Below are 25,836 nucleotides of genomic sequence, written 5' to 3' on the forward strand. Positions count from 1 at the left end.
TTTAAGCTTTTTAATAATTTCTCAATAATTTATGTTTAAAAACACCATTTTTATTCCTTACATTATTGTAAATAATGGATATACATATTGTATTTTTTATCACTTTTAATGTTACCTATGTACCTCTTATAATATTAACATTTACCTTAAGCATTGATTTTTCTAAGTTTATAATGATTTCCTTATATATTTAATCATAAAAACTAATACATAATTTATATATTACATTAATTTTGCAACAAAGTTTCTATTTTCTTTCATAGAATCTTATCTAATTTTAACTTTTAGTACTGAATTTTCAGAAATACATCCTTTAAGCACACTATTTCTACTTTTATTATCTATTTATTTTATTTTTTTATACATTATTATCTCAATATATATTATAATATTAAGATGTTTAAATTAAGAAGAAAGGATACTTACCTATGAGATTAAATAAATTTATTAGTGAAACTGGTATTTGTTCTAGAAGAGAAGCTGATAAACTTATATCAGATGGAAAAGTTAAGATAAATGGTAAACTAGCTACACTTGGCTCTGATGTCCAAGACTCTGATATTGTACTAGTAAATAATAAACCTTTAAAAGCTCGCGAGAAACTTGTATATATGGCATTTAATAAGCCTGTTGGTATTACCTGTACAACCGAACATAAAGTTAAAGATAATATAGTGGACTATATAAATTATCCTCAAAGAATTTTCCCAATAGGTAGATTAGATAAACCTTCAGAAGGTTTAATATTTCTAACTAACGATGGAGACATTGTAAATAAAATTCTACGAGCTGGCAATAACCATGAAAAGGAATACATAGTTACAGTAGATAAACCAATAACACCTGACTTCATAAAAAAAATGGGTAATGGTGTTCCCATATTAGAAACTATAACTAAAAAATGTTTTATTTCAAAAGAAAGCAAGTTTGTATTTCGAATAATTTTAACTCAAGGTTTAAATAGACAAATTAGACGAATGTGTGAATATCTAGGTTATAATGTTATAAAACTTAAACGAACTCGTATTATGAATATAACCTTAGATGGAATAGCCTTAGGAAAATGGCGTTATCTAACCCCTAAAGAGCTATCTGTTATAAATGATATGGTCAAGGATTCAGATAAAACAGAAACTGCTTCTATTTCTGAAAACTCAACAAAAAAAACTACATCAAAACACTCTTCAGTAGCTTATAGTAAATCTAAAACTACCTATAAGAAAAAAACTTCTACTAATTTTAAACCTAAGAAGAAGCAAACTACCACGTTTAAATCTTCAAAGCAAAAGTAAACTAAACTTTAACATTATTTTATTCTTATATATAAAAGAGGTTTAAGAATTTTAAATTCTTAAACCTCTTTTATACTATTTATTTCTACTTTTAATTATAATAAAGCAATACTTATTTTGTTCCGAATAATCTATCTCCAGCATCACCTAATCCAGGAACAATATATCCATTTTCATTTAATTTTTCATCTACAGATCCAACATATATGTCAACATCTGGGTGAGCATTCATAACAGCTTTTACACCTTCTGGTGAAGATATTAAGCACATTAGTCTTATATTGTTAGCCCCTCTTTTTTTCAAAGCATCAATTGCATCAATAGCAGATCCGCCTGTAGCTAACATAGGGTCAGTTACAATTATGTATCTTTCACTTATATCTTGTGGTAACTTACAGAAATATTCTACCGGTTGAAGAGTTTCTTCATCTCTATACATACCAATATGTCCAACTTTAGCAGCTGGTATTAATTTTAACATTCCATCTACCATTCCTAATCCAGCTCTTAAAATAGGAACTATAGCTAGCTTCTTACCTGCAAGCATTTTGCACTTAGTTGTACATATAGGTGTTTCTATCTCCACCTCTTCTGTTTGTAGATCTCTTGTTACCTCATACGCCATTAACATTGCTACTTCTTCCACTAAGTCTCTAAAGTCTTTAGAACCTGTGTTTTTATCCCTGATAAAGGCTAATTTGTGTAATATTAATGGATGTGCTATTTGCGTTACTTTACTCATTTTTCTCCTCCTAAACTTCAAAACCTATGTGTATTATAAACACTGATTACTTTCAGTATTTTTAGCATAAAATATTAACTAAATTTTCTTTAAGGTATAGATTATTTTGAGTATTTTTTTTCAATTTCTGAAATCTTATTAACTCTATTTTCATGTCTTCCACCCTCAAATTCAGCTGATAAGAATGTATCTACTATGTCAATAGCTAATCCTTGACCTACAACTCTTTCCCCTAAGGCAAGTATATTAGCATTGTTATGTTCTCTTGTTGCATGTGCACTGAAAGTATCTGAACATAATGCTGCTCTAACTCCTGGAACCTTATTCGCTGATATACTTATTCCTATACCAGTACCACATACTAATATTCCAAAATCAAAGTTTTTAGCTGCTACTTCCTCTGCAACTCTTAAAGCATATTCTGGATAATCACATGAATCTGAAGTATATGTGCCAAAATCTTTTACTTCTATTCCTTTAGATTCTAAATGCTTAATTATAGCATTTTTTAAGTTTAATCCTCCGTGATCACAACCAAGTGCAATTTTCATAAATAATCCCTCCAACTTTTATATTATCTTTATTTATAAATACATTAACTTTGCTTCCTATATTTTAAGTAAGCTATAAATAAATATACTTTTTTATAAAAAAAGAAGATAAAAGCCCAACACCCAACCTCTATCTTCTCCTTATCATACTATATTAACTTTATCTTTATATACCACTTGAATAAATACATATTTTTACTTTTCTAACCTTGTATTTTAGGAAAGCTTATTTTAGGTAAAATTTTTTTGTTTAGTCATCCATAAACAGACTAAACATATATTATATTAAATCCTGCTGATTTCTTTAACCTATTCATAATAGCAACACCCAAATCATACTCATCAAAGGCTTCAGATATTATTAAATCAACATCCATATCATCAAATTCCCTTAAGACCTTAAATAAATTTTTACCTACAGTCTGAATATCAGTCCTAGTTCCTACAGATACTATTACTCCTTCTTTGTACATTGCCTTAGTTTCATCAGTAGCAATTATTGCCACTCGCTTTCCATCATCCTTATAATTTTGCACCATTTCATTAATTTTTGCAACTGTTTTTTGTAATTCTCCACATATTATTTTCACTGGAGCCTTAGGTGCATAGTGTCTATACTTCATTCCAGGGGCTTTAGGTTTAAAATCTTCTCTTGGTTTTTCCATTACAGCTGGATCTATATAAACCTCTTCATCCACTTCTTTTAACATAGATAAAGTAATTCCTCCTGGTCTTAAGACACATAACTTATCTCCTGTAATATCTACTATTGTAGACTCTACTCCAACCTCACTATACTCTCCCCCTAAAATAAAGGGAACTTTTCCACTTAAATCTTCAATACAATGCTCAACTCTTGTAGGACTAGGTTTACCTGATAAATTAGCTGATGGTGCAGCTATTGGTGTACCCACTTCCCTTATAAGTTTTAATGCTACTTCACTAGAAGGCATTCTAACACCTATTGTTTTTAATTGTGCACTAGTTTCATCTGGAATAATATCCTGCTTATTAAATACTATGGTAAGTGGACCTGGCCAAAATTTTTCCATTAACTTTTTAGCTTTTTCAGGTACTTCTTTAACATATTTTTTTATATCAAAGTCAGCTACATGAATAATTAAAGGGTTATCTTGAGGTCTTCCCTTAGCCTGAAATATCTTCTTTACTGCCTCAGCATTCAATGCATCAGCACCTAATCCATATACTGTCTCCGTTGGAAACGCTACAACTTCACCCATCTTTATATATTCCGCAGCTTCTTTAATTAAACTTTCATCTATATTTTTTTCATCTATAATTACAACTTTTGTTTCCAAATTCTTCACCTCTAATTTATACTAAAAAGCAAGCACCATAAATAATCCTATACCAATACCTACTAAGGTATACAAAAAGCTATACTTTCCTCCACAGGCTTCTTTAGCTTCAAAATACATCTGCCCAAGTGACACATACATCATAACTCCTCCAGCTAAAGCTAATGAAATAGCCAAAATCATTGGTGATATACTACCTACTCTAAGTCCTATTAAAGTTCCTAAGACCGCTGGTAATCCAGTTACCAGTGCATAAAAGTAAATCTTCCAATTACTTTCATCAGAGAACTTTAAAGGTGATGCCACTGCTACCCCTTCTGGTATATCATGTAACATTATTATAATACTCATTTTTAACGCTAGAGTTGCTCCACTAGCAAAGCCCAACCCTACTACTAATCCTTCAGGGAAGTTATGTAATGCAAGTGATAATCCAACCATAAATGCAACCCTTTTATGCTTATTACCATTAAAAGATTCCGCAATCTTATTACCTATATATATAACACCCATTCCAAATAATAAAAATATAAGTGTATTAATTCCACCTAAATCCTTATACGCTTCTGGAATTAATTCAAAAATAGATATTGAAATCATTATTCCACAAGCAATAGCTGTAACATATCCTAAAAACTTCTTAGAGCTAGTTTTGGTTCCTGTTTGAACTCCAATAAAAGCTCCTATCATAGTTCCTATCATAGACATAACCAACGAAAACATCACCATATTATGTACATTACTCATAATTATCTCCTTAAAATTTATTACTTCTTTTAATATATACGTATATGAAATTTATTTATAACCCCATAAATACAAGTTATGCTTATCATATATATTAATTTTAAGGAGGTTTTATTTTCCTAAAGTTATATTCTAAATTATAAAAATTTTATATGGATACTCTAAAAAACTTAATTTTCTCTATAGCTGTATTAGAAAACTTTGCACTAGTACAGTATCTATATAGCATATCTAAAAAACTATATTTAATATATCTACCCTTTAAGAAACTATAGTAATAAATTCTAGTGCTTTTATCTTCCATAACCAAATTACTTTCATACTCTAAAATTTCTTTATACTTACTTAATGCCTTTCTCTCCAATTGTCTAAAGGTTTTTTTCTTTATTTTCTTTTTGCTTCCAACGATAATTATAATTTTATCATCTTCACCTACAGCGTGAACATATACTATCTTATCACAATTTACACTGTAGTTTTTTCCTAAAAAACCATGCCTTATTCTTATTTTGCCATCATCATATTTTAGCTCCATTAAATCCTCAAAGGATTTTCTAAAAACCTCTAAAACTATGAGTAACTGTATAACAACTAAACATGCAATATAGATTTCACCTTTTTTACCGGATAAGAATAATGCCACTGGCAAAAAAGCAAAAATAAAGCTCATATAAAAAACAAAGATTATGTAATTACTTTTTTGTTTTTTTATAGCTTTATCTATATTCATATACCTAACACCTCTCGTTTACTCTTAAAGTTACTTCTCCACTTATAGTATCTATAAATGCATTAGCTAGAATTTTTACATAAATTACAATAAGAAATCAAAACAATTTTCATCCACTCTTTAAATAAATAATTACTTCTATATCAATAAACTATTATTTATATTATAAAATCTATCCCTCTTTTTTAAAAGAGGGATAGATAAATTTTTTCTTATTTTTTTAATTTAATTTTTATTCTAGAAATCACTATTACCCATAGCTTCCATTTTTTTAGACTGCTCTTCTGTAATAAGTGCATCTATAACTTCTTGAATATCCCCATCTAAGAACTGTTCTAACTTATATAAAGTTAATCCTATTCTATGCTCTGTAACTCTTCCTTGTGGGTAGTTATATGTTCTAATTCTTTCACTTCTATCTCCAGTACCAACCTGACTCTTTCTGTCATCTGCAATACCCTTATTTCTTTCTGCTTCAGCCATCTCATATAATCTTGAACGTAAGATTTTTAAAGCCTTTTCCTTATTCTTTAACTGTGATTTTTCATCCTGACATGATACCACAAGTCCTGTTGGTATATGCGTCATTCTTACAGCAGAGTCAGTAGTGTTAACACACTGGCCACCGTTTCCTGATGCTCTAAATACATCAATTCTTAAATCATTTGCATTAATTTCAATTTCTACATCATCAACTTCTGGTAATACAGCTACTGTAGCTGTTGATGTATGAATTCTTCCGCTTGATTCTGTATCAGGTACCCTTTGTACTCTATGCACTCCACTTTCATACTTAAACTTACTGTATGCGCCATCACCTTTAACCATAAATACTACTTCTTTGAATCCACCAATGTCAGTTTCATTAGCACTCATAACTTCATATTTCCAGTTTTGTTTTTCTGCATATTTAACATACATTCTAAATAAATTAGCTGCAAATAGAGCTGCTTCATCTCCACCTGCTCCACCTCTAATTTCTATGAAAACGTTTTTGGAGTCATTAGGGTCCTTAGGTAATAATAATATTTTTAATTCTGACTCAAGAACTTCTTTATCTGCTTGTAATTGCTTTAAATCTTCTTGAATCATGTCTCTCATATCTTTATCACTTTCCATAGAAAGCATTTCTTTGTTTTCTTCTATACCTTCTACAGCTTTTTTGTATTCTCTATACTTTAAAACTATAATTTCAACCTCTGAATGTTCTTTACAAAGTTTTTGCCATTCCTTTTGGTTTGACATAACACTTGGATCACTAATCTTTATTGACAGCTCTTCGTACTTGTTTTCTAAAAAGTTCAATCTATCTAACATGCCATTATCACTCCGTATCTATATTTTAACATTATTTTATTATATCATAAGTCTTTGTACTTCTCAATAAAGCCTAATAGCTTTATATATACCAATATTACGTAGATTTTACACTAACACTATGATGATTTACATATAATTTTTTCCTCTCTCAATTATATATTTTATTACTTTGGTAAAAATCCTATAACTACTCTATCTAACCCCGAAAAATCCTGTAAAGCATAAATACTTTCAAAGCCATTTTCCTTTAATATAGAAATAACATCATCCTTTTGATCATGCCCTATTTCATAAGCTAAAGCTCCACCTTTTTTTAAAACTTTTAAGCTTTGAGTAGTTATTGTTCTATAAAAATTTAATCCATCCTCTCCACCACAAAGTGCTATATAGGGTTCATAATCCTTAACATCTTCCATCAATGTAGGAATAACATCCTTCCTTATATATGGAGGATTGGAAACTATCATATCAAAACTTTCTTTATCCTCTATAGCTTTCTGAAGCAAATCACTATATTGAACTTTAGCTCTTTGCTCTAACTTTAAATTAAATATATTTCTTTCAGTTACATCTAAAGCCACTTCATCAATATCATATGAATTTAATGTAATATCCTTTAAAAAGCTACATATAGCTACTCCTATAGCTCCACTTCCTGAACATAAATCACAGACCTTCAAATATGAGTTCTCTTTTATTATTTTTATAGCTTCCTCAACTAAAATCTCTGTATCTGCTCTTGGAATTAATACTCCTGGCTTTATTAAAATATCTAAACCCATAAATTCAGTTTTCCCTAAAATATATTTAGTAGGCATCTTTTTTCTTCTTAATTCCACCAACTTAAAAAACTCTTCTTCCTGAGATTTAGATAATTCTTCTTCTCTATTCATAAGTATAAACATTTTATCTTTATTTAAAACCTTACACATCAACAATTGAGAGTCTAATATGTAATTTTCAATTTCCGCATCCTTAAGTGTAAAATTAGACTTTATTAATGCTTCTCCTATATTCATTAATTCACCTTTTTTCTAGTTTAACTATTATTCTTCTATGCCTTCAGCTGCCTTTAAGGAAGCTATTGCAACCTCAAGTTGTTCTAAATCTGGTTCCTTTGTTGTTAATTTCTGAAGCATAAGCCCCGGATAAGACATTATTTTACTTAACTTACCCTCACTTTTTCCCATCCATCTTATAATTTCATAGGTTACTCCAGATACTACAGGTAAAAGTAACAATCTAAAAAATATTCTTTCTAAATAATTCCCCCATCCTGTAAATGTAAATAACACTATACTAACTATCATAACCAAGAACATGAAATTTGTACCACACCTTGGATGTAATCTTCCAAACCTCTGTGCATTCTCAGGAGTTAATTCAACCCCATTTTCATAACAGAAAATAGTTTTATGCTCAGCACCATGATACTGAAATACCCTCTTTATATCTCCCATCTTTCCTATTAAATATATATACGCTAGAAATATACCTACTCTTATTACACCCTCTAATATATTCAATAATAATACATTCTCAATTCCTATCTTTTTAAATATATTAGCAGCAGTAGTTGGCAATATAAAAAATAGTAACATTGAAAATATTAATGATAATACTAATGATATTCCTATTAATACATCACCTGTTTTATCTTTAAACACTCTAGTCATCCATTGATCAATTTTACTTTCCTTAGCATCCTCATCATCTTCAAAAAAAGTTGAAGAATAATTTAGAGCTTTTATTCCAATGACTAAAGATTCTATTAAGTTCACGAATCCCCTTATCAAAGGCAATGCTAATATCTTATACCTTTTCCCTAAGGGAATAATTTCATCTTTTTTAACTATAATTTCACCATCAGGTTTTCTTACCGCAGTGGCAGTTGCTGCTTGCCCTCTCATCATTACGCCTTCAATTACCGCTTGCCCACCAACATTAACCCTTTTGCTCACAATACTCCCCCCTTTTTATAAAAAATCTTTAATAATATTTACTTCTTATAAGCCTCTTTATATTTTAAATAACACTCTGCACATAAAGATTCATATTCTACCATTTCTCCATTATCTATAACTACTTGATCTCCTTCAAATATAAATCTTCCATTTATCATTCTACCATTAAAAACACCCTTTTTACCACACTTACAAATGGTTTTTAGTTCCTCCAAAGAATGAGCAATTAAAAGTAGTCTACTACTTCCCTCAAAGCCTTGAGCTAAGAAGTCTGTTCTAAGACCATAGCATACTACCGGTATATCCATCTTAACAGCAACTTCTAATAATTCATCCACATGATGACTCTTTAGAAACTGTGCTTCATCTACAAGGACACAATTAACTTCTCCATGCTTATTTATATAACTTCTAAATTTCTCTAAAAGATTATGTTCATTATCAACTAATATATCTACTTCTCTTATTATACCCAACCTAGATACTACAGTATTACCGCCCTTCGTATCTATTTTAGGCTTTATAATAACTACTTTCATACCTCTTTCTTCATAGTTATGTGCTACCTGAAGAAGATTGGTAGACTTTCCACAATTCATTGCACCGTATCTAAAATATAATTTACTCATATAATTATTTACTCCTTAGTCTTAAAGTTATGTTCATGAAACTAGAATATCTTAATTTATTATAGTTAATTTACCCTGAAATAACAATAGAACCTTATTAAACTTTGAAACTATATTATTGACTTAAATTATTATTTTATGATAGAATGTAATGGTTGATGACGGTATGCATTAAATTTCTTAAGAGAGGTGAATGTATATGAAAAAGGATTTACATCCAAATTACCACACAGACGCAGTTGTTAAATGTGCTTGTGGTGAAACTTTTGTAACTGGTTCTGTTAAACCAGAACTTAAAGTTGAGGTTTGCTCAAAATGTCACCCATTCTACACTGGAAAGCAAAAGTCAATAGATGCTGGTGGAAGAGTAGACAAATTCATGAAAAAGTTCAATATCAAAATGGACTAATTCAAGTGCTTATAAGAAAGAAACTTCGGTTTCTTTCTTTTTTACTTTTTTGTACTAATTATAAAACTTAAAAGGCTACTTTATAATCATATAACTTCTTAATTATAAAGTAGCCTTAAAATACACTATATAAAATACACCCTTAATAATTTTTGAAACACAAAATGTTTTACTAAATATTATTTATAACTTTTTATACACATATAATTAATTTTTAAATATTATAAACTTAATTTTATTCACTTGAATTTAAACTTATTTGTTATTATTGTTGTTGTAATTATTATTATTGTTATATCTATTATTTGAATACTCTCTATTATTATTGTTGTAATTATTTTCTCTATTGTTATTATAATTATTATTCTCTTTATGATATGGATTCTTAGTTAATAATTCTATATTTTTGCTTACTTGCATCATAAATTCATTATTATTCTTCGTTTTACCAATCATTCTAATAAGTCTTTCAGTCATTATATTTAAATTACCTTCGTTATACATAGTATACATATTTTTTCTTATGCTTGAAGATAACTCAAACTCTTCTGCTGTTAGAAGTAAATCATCTCTTCTAGTACCTGATTTATAAATATCAATAGCTGGGAATATTCTATTCTCTTGAAGCTTTCTATCTAAGTGAACTTCCATATTTCCTGTACCCTTAAACTCTTCAAAAACCATATCATCCATTCTACTACCAGTATCAACTAAAGCAGTAGCTAATATAGTTAAACTTCCACCTTCCTCAATATTTCTAGCAGCACCAAAGAATTTTTTAGGCATTGTTAAAGCGCCTGGATCTAAACCTCCAGATAAAGTTCTTCCAGTTGGTGTGATTATTAAGTTATATGCTCTAGAAAGTCTTGTTAAACTATCTAATAATATAACCACATCTTGTCCTTGCTCCACCATTCTCTTAGCTCTTTCAAGTACCATAGATGCAACCTTTCCATGGTTATGTGGTTCTTCATCAAAAGTTGAGTATATGACTTCCCCCTCTTCTGCTATAAATCTTTGAAGGTCTGTTACTTCCTCTGGTCTTTCATCTATTAATAAAACTATAAGTTTTACTTCTGGATTATTAGTCTTTATGCTCTTAGCTAATTTTTTAAGTATAGTTGTTTTTCCTGCTTTAGGTGGGGCAACTATAAGCCCTCTTTGTCCTTTACCTATTGGAGAAATTATATCCATAAGTCTAGAGGCTATATCAGCTGAAAAACTTTCTAATTTTAATCTTTCTTTTGGATATATTGGAGTTAACTTTTCAAAAGGTACTCTTGTAACAGCTTTTTCTGGATTTTCACCATTTATACTTTCAACATAAAGTAAAGCCTTGAATTTTTCCCCTTCTTTAGGTATTCTTACTCTTCCCTTAACCGCATCACCTGTTTTTAAATTAAATCTTCTTATTTGAGAAGGCGATACATATATATCCTTAGAGCTAGTTAAATAGTTATCTCCTCTTAAGAAACCATAACTATTATTTTCAACAATCTCTAATACTCCACTAGCACTGTCAGATTCATCTATCATTTCTTTTAATCTTTCTTTTTTATCATAGTCTCTTCTTCCATCATTATTTTCATAATTATTGTTTGAATAACTATTATTTGAATAACTATTGTTTGAATAACTATTGTTTGAGTAATTATTATTTTGATAATTGTTGTTTTGATAGCTTCTATTCTCATAACTATTATTTTGATAACTTCTATTGTTATCATAGTTATTATAATTATTTCTATTATTGTTTACACTATCATTGTCATAATTTCGATTATTATATGTTCTAGTATGTGTTGTATCATTATTATTGGTTCTGTCATTTCTTATAAAAGTCTTGTTCTGTGGATAATTAGTTCTTATGCTTGTATCTTCTGTTTTCTCTTCATCACTATTTGATTTTTCATCTTCAATGACTGAAGAGTTTTCTTTACTTTCAATAACTTCTTCTATTTTATCAGATGGCTCATTACCCTTAGTAGATATTTTTTCAGATAAAACAACTCCATTTTTCTCAATGGATAAAGGTGATTTACCTTTTATTAATTCAATTAATTCCATCTTTCTAAATTTATATGCATTATTGATACCAAGTTCTTTAGCTATTGCTTTTAGTTCCACCAAATTTTTATTTTCTAAGTCAATACGCGTCACAAATTTTTCACCAAAGCTATCTTCTATCTATATATTAGCCTGGTGATTCCTCCCTTCACTTACAAATCTTTACTTACATTATTTAATTCAACCCTCATAATATAGAAATAACCATTTATTCTTTTATAAATATTAAACTGCTAAAATTTAATCACGTATGCGGAAATTATTATAAATTTAGTAAATTTGATTAGAAATGCATTGTATACTTATACATTACAATTACTCTTCTTATTTTATTAATTCATTTGCCTAAGACTTTTATTATAACTTAAGACAAACCTTTATTTTATTGTATCATATAAAATAATGGATTTACAATTAAAATAATTATATTTAACATACTTATTTACTTTTATGTATATTAATAACTTTATATTATAAAGTATGATTTAAAATTTATTTTAAAATGTAAAATCTATACTACCTTTTAATTATACCACTAATTACAAATTTTAAATATATATGTTTTATAAATTTTTTATTATTTTATTTTGACATTAGTTCATCAAGGGAAAAATATTGATTTCTAAAATAGTAATTTATTAAAAAATGTTCTTCTGCTTTTTTTATGTTGGAAAATACTCTTTTCATATTAGGTAAGTTAAAATCATCTTCTAGTCTCTTTATATCCAAACAATCATATTTCTTCATAAGCAATAAAAGTAAATATTTACATTCCTTATCTTCTAAAATTTTATGTTGCTCCTCTAATGAGATCCCTTTTATACTACATATTAAATTTATTATTTTTGTATACTTTTCAGAAGTTATCATGATTTCACCACCTTTTATTCTAAAGTATATACAAAAATTTTCTTTTTAAACATTTGTTCTTATTTTTTATTATTTTATTTTTAAAATATTAAGTAATTATTTGCATTACTAAACTCTATATCTACCATACCCTATAATTCATGTATACATACTAATATATTATCTTTAAGATCTTAAGACTTACCAAACTTTATAGACTAAATATAATTATCTATGATTTTATAAACTAAATATCATATCTTCAGACTTTTTAAACTTAATAACTTTCACTTTAAAATATAATATATAATATATAATAATATATAACTATAGGTATAAATAGTATAATACTTGGATTATTCTATTTATACCCCTATGCTAATTTAATTGAATCTCTACATTAATGGATGTATTTATGCTTGGCTGACCTTGTATGATAAGATCATAATTAGCATATATTGTTCCACCCTCTTCGTCTATGTCCATTTCTACTTTATGTACAATAAAACTCAATTCTAATGCTCCATGAGGAGTGTTATACAAAATAACATCATTATTATTCTGTGAAAATTCCATCCTTGAACTTGTTGTACCTTCTCTATTTAAGATAAAATAATCATTATATATCTCTAAAGTAGTTGTTGTTCCATCCATTCCTGAAATCTCTGTTTCTTCGTAAGATGCAACTAATTTGTCCTCATCTTTAAAGAAAACACCTGGAGTTACTACTTCTATAGCATCCTCTGTTCCGCCCTTTTGCTTACTACTTACAGATATTAGAGCTTTCTTTTTCACGTTTCTCACCTCTTTATATATCGCTAAAAATTACCTAAGTGAAAATTATTCATATATTTTCTTAATAAGTCCTTTTAATCTCATTTTTAATATGTTTAATTATTAAATTTATGTACTTATTAATATATCTAAACTATACCATATATTAGGTGGAGTAAAATAGTCCCCACCTAATTTTTACACATTGTTAAATTATATATGTATTTATTTCTTCATCAGTAGCAGCTGCTGCTTCAACTATCTTATTTAATGGCTTTGAGTAATTACCATATTTAATAGTTATGACACCTAAATCTTTTCCTTTTGAGTATCTAGCAGTAAGCTTTGCACCATATTCTATATCACTTAAACTTGGATCTTTGCTTAGTATTACTATCATAGAACCACTAAAATCTTTAGCTAGCATTACAGTATCATTTTCATTTAATAATTCTTTAATAGATTTAGCTTCATCAGCAGTTCTAGTAGATATAATGGTAGCTCCATTATTAACTCTGAAATGTCTTCCTATTTTCAACAATTCCAATTCTCTTTTTGTTATAGTAGGTGTATTTTCTAAGGTTATTTTTAGTCTTTTTGAATAGTTTGGCTCTGTTAATTTACACCCACCTGCTGGTGATGGATAATCAACTATGCCCCACTTCTCTGCTAATTCCATTTGAGCTGTTCTAGTTCTCCCTTTTATGTCTAACAGTTGTTCTCTATCTACTAATCCACTTAGTTCCATTTCAGTTGGATCTAAGTTTTTAGCACATAAAGGTCTTAAAATCTTATCTCCTACTCCTGATTCTTTTTTTACCGTTTGAAGTGCACCTTTATTTTGAGACATAGGTCTTTGATTTAATACTTCTCCTGTTATAATAAAGTCAGCATTAAATTTTTTCAATAACTCTCCAGAATATCTCATCATCATTGCATGACAATCTATACATGGATTCATATTTTTTCCATGTCCATGTTTTGGATTTCTTACTATTTCTAAATGTTCCTCTGAAAAGTCTACAACTTCAAGAGGTATATCTATTTGAGCAGTCATTCTTTTAGCATTATCTTCATTGAAAAAATAAGATTTAAAGCAAACGCCTATTACCTCTATTCCTTGATTCTTTATAAGTTTAGCAGCTAATAAACTATCTAAGCCACCTGATATCATAGCAATTGCCTTTGTCATATGCTGTTTTCTCCTTTAAGTATTTACTTTATTAGAATATGTAATTTAATGAATCTTATTATATATTTTAATAGAGTTTACACTGGTAAACTCTACTAAAATACAAATTAAATTATTTTTATTTACAATATATTTATTATACTATTAACCATTTTTTCTTTCTAAAGCTAATTGAATTAATTCATCAATTAATTGAGTATATGGCTTTCCTGTAGATTCCCACATTTTAGAATACATACTTATACTAGTGAATCCTGGAATTGTATTAACTTCATTTAAATACACTTCTCTTGTATCCTTATCAACTAAGAAATCAACCCTAGCCATACCAGCACAATCTAAATTTTTATATATATTAACTGCTTTTTCTCTAATTCCTTCTAACTCATCTTCTGGTAAATTAGCAGGTATTAAAAGCAATGAATTTTCATTTTGATATTTTGCTTCATAATCATAGAATTCTTTTGCTGGAATTATTTCTCCTGGTAAAGAAGCCTCTGGAGCATCATTTCCTAGAACTGACACCTCAATTTCTCTAGCAATTAAAGCTTCTTCTACTAATACTTTTCTATCATGTTTTAATGCTTCTTCTATACCTTTTATAAGCTCTTCTCTATCATGAGCCTTAGTTATACCTACTGAAGAACCACTATTAGCTGGTTTTATGAATAAGTTATAACCTAATTTTTCTTCTATAGCTGATACAATAGTATCCTTATCATTAGCATAGTTAGCAGCTGTAACTACATAGTAATCTGCTTGCTTAACACCAAACTTCTCTAATACATATTTAGTGTATACCTTATCCATACAAACTGCTGAAGACATAACCCCTGGACCAACACAAGGTATGTTCAATAATTTACATAACCCTTGAATTGTACCATCTTCTCCATAAGCTCCGTGTAATACTGGGAACACTGCGTCAACGCCCTTATTAAATAAGATATTTTCACCTTCTGGTTTCTTGTAAAACTCATCAGTTTCCCAAGAACCATTTTCTATATTGTCTATTTTTCCATTATACTCAAACCATTGACCATCTTTAGTAATACCTATTGGGTATACATCATATTTATATTGATCTATGTGTCTTAAAACTGAAGCTGCAGATACTCTTGATACCTCATGCTCTGTAGATTGTCCACCAAATAAAATTGCAACTTTAATTTTCATACAATTACCTCTTTCCTAATTATTGTTCATAAAGTTCTTTAAAATATATATTATACTCCAAAGTATCTTATATGGACTAAAATTTTATACCTATTTTTTAATAAATTTAAATTTACATATAAACTTTATTAAAATCTAATATTAAAATCTAATATTAAAACATTATACTTTAATACTATATTATAATATTTTGATTTCTAATTAAAGGTACTTATCTTTATTAAATTTATTAAAAACTTATGTTTTAGTAAATCTGTTTTATTATAAAAACTACTTACTATTATATATTTACTTATTACAATTTTAAAGTGGAACCTATAAGAAATATTATTTTTTTATATCTTAGCTATATTATTTTAATACTTTATCTATAACTTCAGTTATTTTAAACTTAAATTTAATATCATTTTTTTTACCCTTATTACTTTTAGTGTTATCAACGGAATTATACTCTTCCTCTGTTAAAACAGTTTTCATTTCCTTTTCTGTTTCTACTTTACTAACATCTCCCTTTGTAACATCAACAAAACATAGAGGTGGAAACATAACACACCACCAGTTACGTCCTTCTGCATTACCTATTAGAATTCTATAAGCTTCATATTTACCACTTGGTAATGTAATATTTCCATAAGTTTTAACTGGAAAATTCTCATACTCTAAGGCTGCTTGTACATCATAACTGTATCCATTTTCTTTTATAACACTTTTAGCTATATTTATAATTTTATCATTATTTTTATTTAATATTTCTCTTGATTCATTTATATCCTTCGCATCTTTTAAAAGAGGCGATGCATATTCTAATACTACGTCCCTAACCTTTAATTTTAAAGCTTGATCTTCTTCACTATCACTATTAGCTAAGACATGAAACCTTATAAGCTTGTCTGCTATTTCATCCTGTGAAACTTCTGGTTCCTTGCCATAAGCTGAAATTACATTGCTACCTATAAGAACTGTTAAACATACACTTAAAAATAATATTATTCCTCTTTTCATAATTAAATACCCCCTGTATCGATAATAATTTATTAATAATCTTATATCCTAATTATTACCAACACAGAGAGTTTTATTCACTTAATTATACCAATTGTATTAATTTTTGTTTTTACTTCTAAGTTTATTTTAGCCTCTGAATAATTACCCCTCCAATTATCCTTAACTTTCTTCCATATACTTGGTTTATATTTTTCTATATATTCTTGTAATCCAAACAAATCCGTTTGCAATTCTTCTTGTGTATATCTTATGGTATTTGTAAACTCCTCTTTCAATGCATTATTGAAGTATCCCTGTAAATCTTTGATTTCTTCATCATTAAAGATTTTTTCACCTTCTTTGAAGTTTTTTAATTGACCACCTATTCTTAATTCCATATCAATTACCAAATTATTATTTTCATCATAATTAATCTTAAGCTGTCTTTCTACTTCATCAATAACATAATCAATAGTAACATCATCTTTACAAATTACCCTCTTTCCACTTCTAGTACTACCTGTAACTATAGATATATTACTAAGTTCATCAGTTCCTATTGTTGAGTCGTATCTAAAATCTTTAATTAAAGTTGCACCATCTAAAACTATATCATTTTCCTCTTTATCTAGTTTTAATACTGGTATAAGTACACTATTAGTTTCAATCAACTTCCTAAATACTGTATTCAAATCTATAGGAAAAATAGCAGAATTTCTTTGACTATTCTCCATAAGTCCATTTACATAAGCTTCTATATTATTTTCCATTTCCGGTTTGAATTTAACAAACTCTTCTGCTGAACCATCAACCACTACCACTTTAGTATTTTTATTAATTGAAGGTTCTCTTTGCAAATACTCTATAACCTCTTTAAAGGTATCTTGATGCATTAGAAGTTCTTTACTAAAAATAAATAGTTTAGTATGTTCCATACTCATATCCCTACTGCTTTTAGTACTTGCCTCCATAATTCCATCTGCCATAGAGTAACACCCTACCTTTAATACCTTTTCAGTTGCAGTGGATCCCTTATCAGGACCTAACTCACTCATATTAGGGTATCCAAATATGAGATTTAACTTCTCAAGATTTTTATTCTCTAATGATTTATTTGAATCCCTATTTTTAAGCTCATCCTTTTTAGATATCTCAGGTCCAACATCTATAGCTATAGTTGATACAAATCCCTTTCTATCAATTTCTACACTATCCCAACATCCAGAAAATCCACAGCAAAGGCAACAAATCAATATAATAGAAACTATTTTTTTAACTTTCATTAGCTTCACCCCTTTTCTTCTTACTTTTACCTTTACTTACTATTAGTAAAATAAGAGGAATTAAGATTACCGTTATAAAACCTAAATAATATAAATATCTATTTTGTAATTCATATACTGCAGCTATGTTATCTGGTAATAAAGCTATTATGTATATTATTGGAGCAAAAATCACTGTAGAAATACTAACTCTTTTGAAGTTTAGTACTCTTGTAAGCATATTAGATCCAAAATAATATATATTTATAAAAGTTAAGAAGTAATATAGTATCCAAAATACCATAACTACCCCTTCCCAATTCTCAAAGAATCCACCTTTTACATTTATAGATCTTATTAAAGATATAGTTGGCCATAACTGTATTGTTGTTTGTGCTTTCCCAAAAATACCCACACTAAGCACTACTACTAATACATAAGTTAAAACAGTAAAAATCATACTATTTCTTAAATCCCTATGAACCTTTTCTCTATTTATAATATGTGGTAATACCATAAAGGCTATCTGTATTGAGGCAAAGGCATATACCGCTCTTATTATACCTTTACCATAACCCATTAAATTACTACTGAAGATAGGTAAAACATTAGTTAAATCTGCTCTTTTACCTAAGAATAAAAATATAATAAAAATAGGAACTATCATTATCCAAAATCCTATTTCATTAAATTTTACTATGGCTCTAATACCTGCATTTACTAATGAAGTTCCTGTTAGAATCATAGTTAATACAATAACTTCTCTAGGTGTCTTTTGTAGTAAATTCATCTTTATTAATTCCGAAAATATTCTTATACCTACTGAAACATATATTATATTAAAGGTAATAAACACCAAGCAAAGTGCCTTTCCTACACCCTTTCCAAAGTTGTTTATCAGTATATTATCTAAGGTAGTAAAGCCGTTTATCTCTACTACTTTATATATAACATATAATATAAAAAATGCTATAACTCCACCTAATATTGTTATCCACCAGCCATCTCCCCAAGCTGTAGCAGTAATTTCTCTTGGATAAGAAAATAATCCTTCTCCTAAAAGAGTTACTACCAAGGTAGCAAATAATGCATATCTACCAACAAAGTTTTTATTATCCATAAAGCTTTCCTCCTATTTTTGTCTATATTTATCAGGAGTTTTCATATATTTAGGTCTATCTTTAAAATATTTTAAAGGTAGTTTTATATACATATCCTTAAAATCTCTTATATTCGGATTTACCATAGGTGCTAAATAAGCCGTTCCAAAGCTTTCAAGCTTAATTAAATGTATTAAAATAAGCATAAGTCCCATCATCAGTCCATAGAGTCCTAATATAGATGATGCTATAACTAAAAATATTCTACATAATCTAAGTGCCGTAACCACATCATAATTTGGAGTAATGAATGTAGTTATGGTAGTTAGAGATATTACTATTATCATAATAGGACTAACTAATCCTGCACTAACGGCTGATTGACCTATAATAAGTCCTCCAACTATACCAATAGTTGCACCTATTGCCTTAGGAAGCCTTACTATAGCTTCTAGCAATATAGCCATACTAAATTCCATTATCATAACTTCCAAAAAGGCTGGGAATGGAACTCCCTCCCTGGATGCTGCAATGGAATAGGCGAGCTTCGTCGGTATAATGGCTGAATGATAAGATGTAATAGCTACATATAAAGCTGGCATTGCTAAAGATATTAATATAGCCATAAATCTTACTAATCTTACTAAGGATGAATTAAGCCATCTTTCATAGTAATCATCAGGTGACTGAAAGAAATTTGGCAATGTAGCTGGGACAATTATAGCATAAGGTGAATTATCTACTATAAGCGCAATCCTTCCTTCATACAATGCAGCTGCTACTACATCAGGTCTTTCCGTCATTTGAATCTGAGGAAATGGAGAATTTATATTATCCTCAATTAAATGTTCTATATAAGATGAATCTAAAATAGCATCTATATCTATATTAGCTAATCTCTTTTGTAATAATTTTAATGCCTTTTTATTCACAATATCATCTATGTACATAATACAAGCATCGCTTTTAGATCTTTCTCCAAAAACATATGGAATTAACTTAAATCTAGTATCCCTAACCCTTCTTCTAACTAATGCTGTATTAAATCTTATTGTTTCTGTGAAACCTTCCTTTGATCCCTTTATAGTTGCTTCATTTTCTGCCTGACCAACTCCTCTATTAGGCCAACTACGAGTAGCAATAACATAGGCTTCTGTAAGATTGTCAATAAACATAAGAGTATCACCACTTAAAAAAGCGTTTATTCCCTTAGTCATATCATCAACTTTTCTTACATCTGATGCCGTTACTACTGTATTAAATACCTCTTCTGAAGATATTTTGTCATCCTCATGCTGCATAAGAGGTTGTATAACGTATTCATCTAATAACAACTTATCTGCCATTCCATCAATGTAGATTATAACGGCATTTCTTCCATCAAAGGAAAACTCTCTAAAAACAATATCGCCATTTTGCGCAAGTACCGCCTTTATGTAGGCTAAATTTTCTTTTGCACTGGTACTTATTAGTTTTTTCTCAAACTCCTTCATTTAATCACTCCCTCTTTTTCAATTTTCTCCATAAGATCTCTTTATAATATTTAATAAACTATATAATTTCTAAACTTAAAACTTTTTATAGTAATATCACTCTTAGTAAAAATAATACAACCGAAATACCTAGCATATATTTTCCTACTAATGTTGCTTTTCTAGATGCTATTTTATCTCCCTCTTTATATAACTTTTGACTTTCTAGAAATATAGAACTTCCACATAAAATAACCATCATAACTAAAAAATATATATCGCATAACTCTAATAATTTTATATTACTCACCCCTTTTCATTTATCCCAATAAAAAAACTACCTAAGAAAGGTATTCTTAGGTAGTTTTTGCGATATTAAAAAAAATATTCATTTTATAATTTCTATTTACTTATATGGTTCTAGTTATAAATATTTCTTTATAGTTTGCTTTTAATTGGTCATATGCTCTTTGTGCCTGTAACATATCATCAAAGAATGCAAATACAGTTGGACCACTTCCACTCATCATTGCACCCTTGGCACCCATACTCATTAATTCACGTTTAATTTGTTTTATTAAAGGGTACTTATTTAAAGTTACATTCTCTAAAAGATTTTTCATATTATCACATATAAAATCTAAGTCATCCTTTTTAATAGCATCTATTAATTCCTTAGTTTCTGGATGCTTAGCTACTTTATCTAAATCAAAAGCCTTATATACTTCTTTAGTAGATACTCCAAAGTTAGGCTTTACTACTACAAGAATTTTATCCTTAAAAGGCTGAAGTTTAGTCATTACTTCTCCTATACCCTCACATAAAACAGTTCCGCCCTCTATACAAAATGGCACATCTGCACCTATCTCAACTGAAATTTTCTCAAGCTCTTTATTACTTACTTCTGGTTTAAATAAATCTCTCATAAGTTTTAAAACTGCTGCACCATCAGTACTTCCACCGGCCATTCCAGCTGCTACTGGTATATTCTTTACTATATTTATTTTAACTCCACTTTCAACTTTATATCTATCTATAAATAGTTTTGCTGCTCTATATGCAATATTTTTATCGTCTGTTGGTATGTATGATTTATTGCATGTTAAAGAAATTCCTTCTACGGCTTTTTCCACACTTACTATGTCATATAGATCTATACTCTGCATTATCATCTTTAAAATATGGTAACCATTCTCTTGTTTGCCTATTATGTCAAGGGAAAGATTAATCTTTGCATAAGCCTTACTTATCATTTTACCCTCCTTAACCTGGATCTAACGTATTTAAACTTAAAAGACCTCTCAAATATTTTAAATTATACTACAAAGATTTATAAGATAAAAGCCACTTTTACTAAAGATTATTTTTATTCATAAATCCTAACTATATAACCTCACATAAAAATATATATTCTAATAAACAATCTTCAAGCTATTTATTATTAACTGTAGTTATATTATAAAGATGTATTTTGACATAAACACATTATATTGAATAGAACTTATATACAAAAGATTTTCTTAAGACATATAGATATAATTACTTGCTCCCTTAAATTTATATTTATATACAAACTAAGGAATACACTTTATTTTAATAAAATGTATTCCTTAATATTTATAACTCTAAAAACTTAAATTCTAAATTACAGCTCTTCCTGGTATTATAAGTTTTTGTCCTGTTACTAGCTTTTCAGGATCCATAACTTCATTTAACTTGCATAAAGAATCCACTGTAGTATTATAATGTTTTGCTATTTTCCAAAGAGTATCACCCTTTTGTATAACATAAATTATTATACTAGCTTTCTTTTTAGGAACTTCCCCTTCTACTTTTACTATATTAGTGACAAATTCCTTTGTATCCTTATAATCACAACGAGCATATACAGAAATTACTGCCTTAACAGCTAAGTTGCTTGCTTGTACATCAACTTCTAAGTTTTCTAATGTACACTTGCATATACTTTGCATGTCTATTTTAGCTCCTGGCATATCAACTGTAAAGCTTATAGGAGCCTCATCTGATACAGAAGCAATATAAATATCCTCATCAACTGTTCTGTATACTACATCAACTTTTAAAGTTCCTTCTATAGTAACTTTATCTTCTAATACTTTACAATCACTTATTGAAACATCACCTTTAGCCAATATTACTTCTTTAGGTCTTTCAGCTTCATTTTCTAATTCAATATCAAACTTATGAATTTTCTCCTCTGAAACCTGCTTATGCATTACATTTAATGGAATTTGTTTTCTTTCCATATTAAGTATCATGCTTGGAGAATACGCATCCTCTATCATGTCTAGCTCTTCTTTTTTCATTACCTTGCTAGAAACCTTTGCAGATAATGCTATATCAACAATTCTCTTTTCACCTAAATCATCTTCTCTTAAGGCATAGTTAACATCATAGACTTTCATATCTAAATAGCTTTCCATAGTTGGATCTAAATCATCAAAGTCCATTTCCTTTTCTAAGGACATAACATCTTCTAAAACACATACATTATTTTCGCCAAGTGGTTGATATAACACTGTTACTTTTCCACTAGCTTCTATTCTTAGCTTTCCTTCAAATAATTTAAGCTCTTTTTTATTTAATATAACATCAACTTTAAGTACCTTATCTATTTGTGGTTTTTCCATAGCCACTAACATTTGACTTTCGCCCATTAATTCAGTTACTACATTTTCTACAACCTTATCAATCTTTATAGGTGTTTTTGCAAATTGAGTATCTACAGCGTTATCTATATCTTTAACAACTTGATAGCTGTACTTGTTGTAAACATCACCCTTAGACTTTATAATACCAGCGATGCCTATCTTTCTTTCATTAACCATATTGCATTCCATATGTTCAACAAAGCACTCAATGTAACACTCTATATCATTAAAATCCTCTCTACATTCCATAGTGTTAGAAAATGTACTTGAATAATTAAGAGATTGTACTTCTGTTACATCATTAACTTTACTTAAGTATAAAATAGTATAATTAACCTTTCCTTCTAAGTATATCTTATCCTCTTGAATTTCATGATTCGTAACTCTTGGGCTCGCATCTAACATTAAAATTTCATGAACATCAGGAAGGGTATCTGGAACAACATATTCCTCCCTCACAACGGTATCTGCATAAGTTTCTGTTAATAGTTGCTCAAACTCTATATTTTCTCTAAGCAATTCCACGGAACTATTCCCCCTTTTCCATCAATATATATAATTTATATAATTTCAGCTTAGAAAATATGCTAAATACCTTTAAATATTTATCTTGAAGTATAAATTATTTTTATAACCTACCTTCAAAGATAAATAAATACTATCTTTAAAACATATTTAAAATGCCCTGATAGTTTCATATGATAAGTTTGCATTCTCTAACTCTCTAAGCTACTAATATTAACATATGTCCATACCCTCAAAAAAATGATAAAAATATAAAAAAAATAACTGCTAATTTAGCAGTTATTAAATATATCTTTATATTATAATTTATATATTTTATATTCTAATGTCTATATTTCCTATTGCTAGCTATTTAAACATGCTATAACTGTGCAAAACTCAACTGCACACTTTTAGTGAGAACATCTGTGTAACTATAAGTTACTCTTCTTTCATAATCATCTTCAACCTTAACAACAAAAATACTTGAATAAGTTTTCTCTAAAACACCATTTTTAATTAATACTTTTCTTCTTCCACCTATGTCCTTAAGTGAAACGCTTTCCCCTGTATGTTTTTCCAGTTCGTTTTTGATAGAATTAATCTTTGCTTGTTGAATCATGTTCTGCACCTGCTCCTTCATAGTTTCTCTTATAGTTATATTAGAATTTAGTTATACCATTATATATTATGGCTCAATTCCAGCAATATTATACATATAATAAACTTATTTAGATCACTTTATACCTTATATATTAATTATATTTCTGTCCTAATATAAGCTATTTAAAATCACTGTAACAACTTCCATATAAACTATTAATTTTATATAAAGCATAATTTAAAATTTATGATTTACTCCTAAAATTATATTTCATATCTATTAATGATAAAACCTTCATTCCTTTATACCTATTATTTTTATAAAAAAAAACATTATTTTACTACAATAAGTTTTACTATAAAAATAGATTGTCATATTAAAAATATAAGTTCAGTACAAAGAATAATTACCCTTAAATTTACACTGTATCTATACTTTTTTATGACAATCTATTACTACTTTTATTTATTAAATTTTATTTTAAATATTGAGATTTTGGGAATCCCTCTCTATATTTACCTCTTGTTTGCATTCCACCTACACCCTTAATTCCAGTTATAGTATTTTTTATTACATCTTCAATAGCTACAAACTTTTCTATATTGGTGTAAGCTATTTTTTCGCATACAAGTACTGGATCTAAGCAATGTATCAATACTCTATTAGGAGAGCTGGCAAAGTTAGCACCTGCATCTAAAAGAGCCTCATAACAGGACTGACATGCCCCTGCAAAGATAACTAATTCATCATAACTTGGCTGATATATTCTAAGCTTTCTTACTGTCTCAACAAAGTGCTTAGAATTTCTATAGTTATCTAAGTTAAGAACCTCATCTCCTGTTTTTTTTAACATACCATCGTGACCTGTAAGTACAACAATATCAGGTTTTATTTCTCTAACTAGCTCTAAAATTCTATCTGGTTGTTCATTTTCTGCTATAGCTACACCTACAGCATCTATAAGTAATTCCTTATAAGTCTTTAAACAAACTTGTAAATAATCTGGATCACCATCTATATGAAGAATTCTTCCCGGTCTTCCAAATACTAATTTTTTATCTAGTACTAGCTCCCCACCTTCTTTGTTGTTCTTCCCTCTATCTTCTAAAAAACTTTCTGATCTACTATAATCTACTATACTACTTTTATTTTTACTTTTACTACTTTTGCTTTTTTTATTTGGTTTAGATTTATTGGCAAATACCTCTTGTACATCTTGATAGGGATCTCTTTCTGCTAAAACTCTCTTTATTGAATCATTAATTCTCTTATTGAAGATTATATCGGCTTTACTATTATTCTTTTCTGTAACTACCTCTAAGTCTGCTTCTATAGAGTCTGCTTCTATTCTTAAATTAACTCCTTTTAAGATGAATATCATTTCTCCATCTTCGTTTTCATATTGATCTATAATTTTAAAGGTTATATCTTTACCATAAGATTTTCTAACAACTAAATCACCAACTACCATTATCTC

The 25,836-nt window shown here is 28.5% G+C and carries 25 protein-coding genes; 2 read left to right on the forward strand and 23 right to left on the reverse strand.

Annotated features, from left to right (window positions below):
• Positions 1 to 428: 428 nt before the first annotated feature.
• Positions 429 to 1,292: a 23S rRNA pseudouridine(2604) synthase RluF gene (rluF, locus tag BUA48_RS07405; protein WP_072831415.1), complete on the forward strand. Its 864-nt coding sequence runs from the start codon at positions 429 to 431 to the stop codon at positions 1,290 to 1,292.
• A gap of 112 nt (positions 1,293 to 1,404) precedes the next feature.
• On the opposite strand, the gene upp is transcribed toward rluF, so the two are convergent.
• The 9 genes from upp to BUA48_RS07450 form a co-directional block, all read right to left on the reverse strand.
• On the reverse strand, positions 1,405 to 2,034 hold the full coding sequence (upp, locus tag BUA48_RS07410) for a uracil phosphoribosyltransferase (RefSeq protein ID WP_072831416.1): 630 nt from the start codon (positions 2,032 to 2,034) through the stop codon (positions 1,405 to 1,407).
• A gap of 101 nt (positions 2,035 to 2,135) precedes the next feature.
• Positions 2,136 to 2,585, reverse strand: a complete 450-nt coding sequence (rpiB, locus tag BUA48_RS07415; protein WP_072831417.1) for a ribose 5-phosphate isomerase B — start codon at positions 2,583 to 2,585, stop codon at positions 2,136 to 2,138.
• Positions 2,586 to 2,854: 269 nt separating this feature from the next.
• Positions 2,855 to 3,904: an L-threonylcarbamoyladenylate synthase gene (locus BUA48_RS07420; protein WP_072831418.1), complete on the reverse strand. Its 1,050-nt coding sequence runs from the start codon at positions 3,902 to 3,904 to the stop codon at positions 2,855 to 2,857.
• Positions 3,905 to 3,925: 21 nt separating this feature from the next.
• Complete coding sequence (locus BUA48_RS07425) at positions 3,926 to 4,651, reverse strand: ZIP family metal transporter (RefSeq protein WP_072831419.1); 726 nt, start codon at positions 4,649 to 4,651, stop codon at positions 3,926 to 3,928.
• Positions 4,652 to 4,799: 148 nt separating this feature from the next.
• Complete coding sequence (locus tag BUA48_RS07430) at positions 4,800 to 5,381, reverse strand: hypothetical protein (protein WP_072831420.1); 582 nt, start codon at positions 5,379 to 5,381, stop codon at positions 4,800 to 4,802.
• Between the two features lie 237 nt (positions 5,382 to 5,618).
• Positions 5,619 to 6,698 (reverse strand): peptide chain release factor 1, encoded by a 1,080-nt coding sequence (gene prfA / locus BUA48_RS07435; RefSeq protein WP_072831421.1) that lies wholly within the window; start codon positions 6,696 to 6,698, stop codon positions 5,619 to 5,621.
• Between the two features lie 167 nt (positions 6,699 to 6,865).
• On the reverse strand, positions 6,866 to 7,720 hold the full coding sequence (prmC, locus tag BUA48_RS07440) for a peptide chain release factor N(5)-glutamine methyltransferase (RefSeq protein ID WP_072831422.1): 855 nt from the start codon (positions 7,718 to 7,720) through the stop codon (positions 6,866 to 6,868).
• A gap of 27 nt (positions 7,721 to 7,747) precedes the next feature.
• Positions 7,748 to 8,662, reverse strand: coding sequence for a DUF1385 domain-containing protein (locus BUA48_RS07445; protein WP_072831423.1), 915 nt, complete (start codon positions 8,660 to 8,662; stop codon positions 7,748 to 7,750).
• 38 nt (positions 8,663 to 8,700) lie between these two features.
• Positions 8,701 to 9,294 carry a thymidine kinase gene (locus tag BUA48_RS07450; RefSeq protein ID WP_072831424.1) on the reverse strand — a complete coding sequence of 198 codons (594 nt, stop codon included), beginning with the start codon at positions 9,292 to 9,294 and terminating at the stop codon, positions 8,701 to 8,703.
• A gap of 199 nt (positions 9,295 to 9,493) precedes the next feature.
• On the opposite strand from BUA48_RS07450, the gene rpmE reads away from it, so the two are divergent.
• Entirely contained in the window at positions 9,494 to 9,703 is a 210-nt protein-coding gene (rpmE, locus tag BUA48_RS07455) for a 50S ribosomal protein L31 (protein WP_072831425.1), read from the forward strand.
• 255 nt (positions 9,704 to 9,958) lie between these two features.
• Here the strand turns inward: rpmE and rho are convergent, their stop codons facing one another.
• From rho to yabG, 14 genes are all read right to left on the reverse strand, one after another.
• Positions 9,959 to 11,863, reverse strand: a complete 1,905-nt coding sequence (rho, locus tag BUA48_RS07460; RefSeq protein ID WP_084666153.1) for a transcription termination factor Rho — start codon at positions 11,861 to 11,863, stop codon at positions 9,959 to 9,961.
• A gap of 489 nt (positions 11,864 to 12,352) precedes the next feature.
• Positions 12,353 to 12,640, reverse strand: a complete 288-nt coding sequence (locus BUA48_RS07465) for a hypothetical protein (RefSeq protein ID WP_072831426.1) — start codon at positions 12,638 to 12,640, stop codon at positions 12,353 to 12,355.
• Positions 12,641 to 12,997: 357 nt separating this feature from the next.
• Entirely contained in the window at positions 12,998 to 13,414 is a 417-nt protein-coding gene (locus BUA48_RS07470) for a YwiB family protein (protein WP_072831427.1), read from the reverse strand.
• Positions 13,415 to 13,601: 187 nt separating this feature from the next.
• Entirely contained in the window at positions 13,602 to 14,585 is a 984-nt protein-coding gene (locus BUA48_RS07475; RefSeq protein WP_072831428.1) for a DUF814 domain-containing protein, read from the reverse strand.
• Positions 14,586 to 14,729: 144 nt separating this feature from the next.
• Positions 14,730 to 15,761 carry a D-alanine--D-alanine ligase family protein gene (locus BUA48_RS07480; RefSeq protein WP_072831429.1) on the reverse strand — a complete coding sequence of 344 codons (1,032 nt, stop codon included), beginning with the start codon at positions 15,759 to 15,761 and terminating at the stop codon, positions 14,730 to 14,732.
• A gap of 351 nt (positions 15,762 to 16,112) precedes the next feature.
• Positions 16,113 to 16,763, reverse strand: coding sequence for a stage II sporulation protein R (gene spoIIR / locus BUA48_RS07485; protein WP_072831430.1), 651 nt, complete (start codon positions 16,761 to 16,763; stop codon positions 16,113 to 16,115).
• A 77-nt stretch (positions 16,764 to 16,840) separates the two neighbouring features.
• Complete coding sequence (locus BUA48_RS07490) at positions 16,841 to 18,028, reverse strand: Ger(x)C family spore germination protein (RefSeq protein WP_072831431.1); 1,188 nt, start codon at positions 18,026 to 18,028, stop codon at positions 16,841 to 16,843.
• Positions 18,018 to 19,127, reverse strand: coding sequence for a GerAB/ArcD/ProY family transporter (locus BUA48_RS07495; protein ID WP_072831432.1), 1,110 nt, complete (start codon positions 19,125 to 19,127; stop codon positions 18,018 to 18,020). The genes BUA48_RS07490 and BUA48_RS07495 overlap by 11 nt, the downstream gene beginning before the upstream one ends.
• A gap of 12 nt (positions 19,128 to 19,139) precedes the next feature.
• Positions 19,140 to 20,600 (reverse strand): spore germination protein, encoded by a 1,461-nt coding sequence (locus tag BUA48_RS07500; RefSeq protein WP_072831433.1) that lies wholly within the window; start codon positions 20,598 to 20,600, stop codon positions 19,140 to 19,142.
• Positions 20,601 to 20,685: 85 nt separating this feature from the next.
• Positions 20,686 to 20,889, reverse strand: coding sequence for a CLC_0170 family protein (locus tag BUA48_RS07505; RefSeq protein ID WP_072831434.1), 204 nt, complete (start codon positions 20,887 to 20,889; stop codon positions 20,686 to 20,688).
• A 100-nt stretch (positions 20,890 to 20,989) separates the two neighbouring features.
• Entirely contained in the window at positions 20,990 to 21,832 is an 843-nt protein-coding gene (gene ispE, locus BUA48_RS07510) for a 4-(cytidine 5'-diphospho)-2-C-methyl-D-erythritol kinase (RefSeq protein ID WP_072831435.1), read from the reverse strand.
• A gap of 387 nt (positions 21,833 to 22,219) precedes the next feature.
• Positions 22,220 to 23,776 carry a DUF3794 and LysM peptidoglycan-binding domain-containing protein gene (locus BUA48_RS07515; protein WP_072831436.1) on the reverse strand — a complete coding sequence of 519 codons (1,557 nt, stop codon included), beginning with the start codon at positions 23,774 to 23,776 and terminating at the stop codon, positions 22,220 to 22,222.
• 361 nt (positions 23,777 to 24,137) lie between these two features.
• Entirely contained in the window at positions 24,138 to 24,377 is a 240-nt protein-coding gene (locus tag BUA48_RS07520) for a Veg family protein (RefSeq protein ID WP_072831437.1), read from the reverse strand.
• A gap of 457 nt (positions 24,378 to 24,834) precedes the next feature.
• Positions 24,835 to 25,830 (reverse strand): sporulation peptidase YabG, encoded by a 996-nt coding sequence (gene yabG / locus BUA48_RS07525; protein WP_072831438.1) that lies wholly within the window; start codon positions 25,828 to 25,830, stop codon positions 24,835 to 24,837.
• Positions 25,831 to 25,836 lie beyond the last annotated feature (6 nt).

Source organism: Clostridium collagenovorans DSM 3089, from assembly GCF_900130005.1.
GTDB classification, from domain to species: domain Bacteria; phylum Bacillota; class Clostridia; order Clostridiales; family Clostridiaceae; genus Clostridium_D; species Clostridium_D collagenovorans.

Coding starts and splice junctions, on each gene's coding strand:
- rluF (WP_072831415.1), top strand. CDS start 429: ATGAGATTAAATAAATTTATTAGTGAAACTGGTATTTGTTCTAGAAGA.
- upp (WP_072831416.1), bottom strand. CDS start 2,034: ATGAGTAAAGTAACGCAAATAGCACATCCATTAATATTACACAAATTA.
- rpiB (WP_072831417.1), bottom strand. CDS start 2,585: ATGAAAATTGCACTTGGTTGTGATCACGGAGGATTAAACTTAAAAAAT.
- BUA48_RS07425 (WP_072831419.1), bottom strand. CDS start 4,651: ATGAGTAATGTACATAATATGGTGATGTTTTCGTTGGTTATGTCTATG.
- BUA48_RS07430 (WP_072831420.1), bottom strand. CDS start 5,381: ATGAATATAGATAAAGCTATAAAAAAACAAAAAAGTAATTACATAATC.
- prfA (WP_072831421.1), bottom strand. CDS start 6,698: ATGTTAGATAGATTGAACTTTTTAGAAAACAAGTACGAAGAGCTGTCA.
- prmC (WP_072831422.1), bottom strand. CDS start 7,720: ATGAATATAGGAGAAGCATTAATAAAGTCTAATTTTACACTTAAGGAT.
- BUA48_RS07450 (WP_072831424.1), bottom strand. CDS start 9,294: ATGAGTAAATTATATTTTAGATACGGTGCAATGAATTGTGGAAAGTCT.
- rpmE (WP_072831425.1), top strand. CDS start 9,494: ATGAAAAAGGATTTACATCCAAATTACCACACAGACGCAGTTGTTAAA.
- BUA48_RS07465 (WP_072831426.1), bottom strand. CDS start 12,640: ATGATAACTTCTGAAAAGTATACAAAAATAATAAATTTAATATGTAGT.
- BUA48_RS07475 (WP_072831428.1), bottom strand. CDS start 14,585: ATGACAAAGGCAATTGCTATGATATCAGGTGGCTTAGATAGTTTATTA.
- BUA48_RS07480 (WP_072831429.1), bottom strand. CDS start 15,761: ATGAAAATTAAAGTTGCAATTTTATTTGGTGGACAATCTACAGAGCAT.
- spoIIR (WP_072831430.1), bottom strand. CDS start 16,763: ATGAAAAGAGGAATAATATTATTTTTAAGTGTATGTTTAACAGTTCTT.
- BUA48_RS07490 (WP_072831431.1), bottom strand. CDS start 18,028: ATGAAAGTTAAAAAAATAGTTTCTATTATATTGATTTGTTGCCTTTGC.
- BUA48_RS07495 (WP_072831432.1), bottom strand. CDS start 19,127: ATGGATAATAAAAACTTTGTTGGTAGATATGCATTATTTGCTACCTTG.
- BUA48_RS07500 (WP_072831433.1), bottom strand. CDS start 20,600: ATGAAGGAGTTTGAGAAAAAACTAATAAGTACCAGTGCAAAAGAAAAT.
- ispE (WP_072831435.1), bottom strand. CDS start 21,832: ATGATAAGTAAGGCTTATGCAAAGATTAATCTTTCCCTTGACATAATA.
- BUA48_RS07520 (WP_072831437.1), bottom strand. CDS start 24,377: ATGATTCAACAAGCAAAGATTAATTCTATCAAAAACGAACTGGAAAAA.
- yabG (WP_072831438.1), bottom strand. CDS start 25,830: ATGGTAGTTGGTGATTTAGTTGTTAGAAAATCTTATGGTAAAGATATA.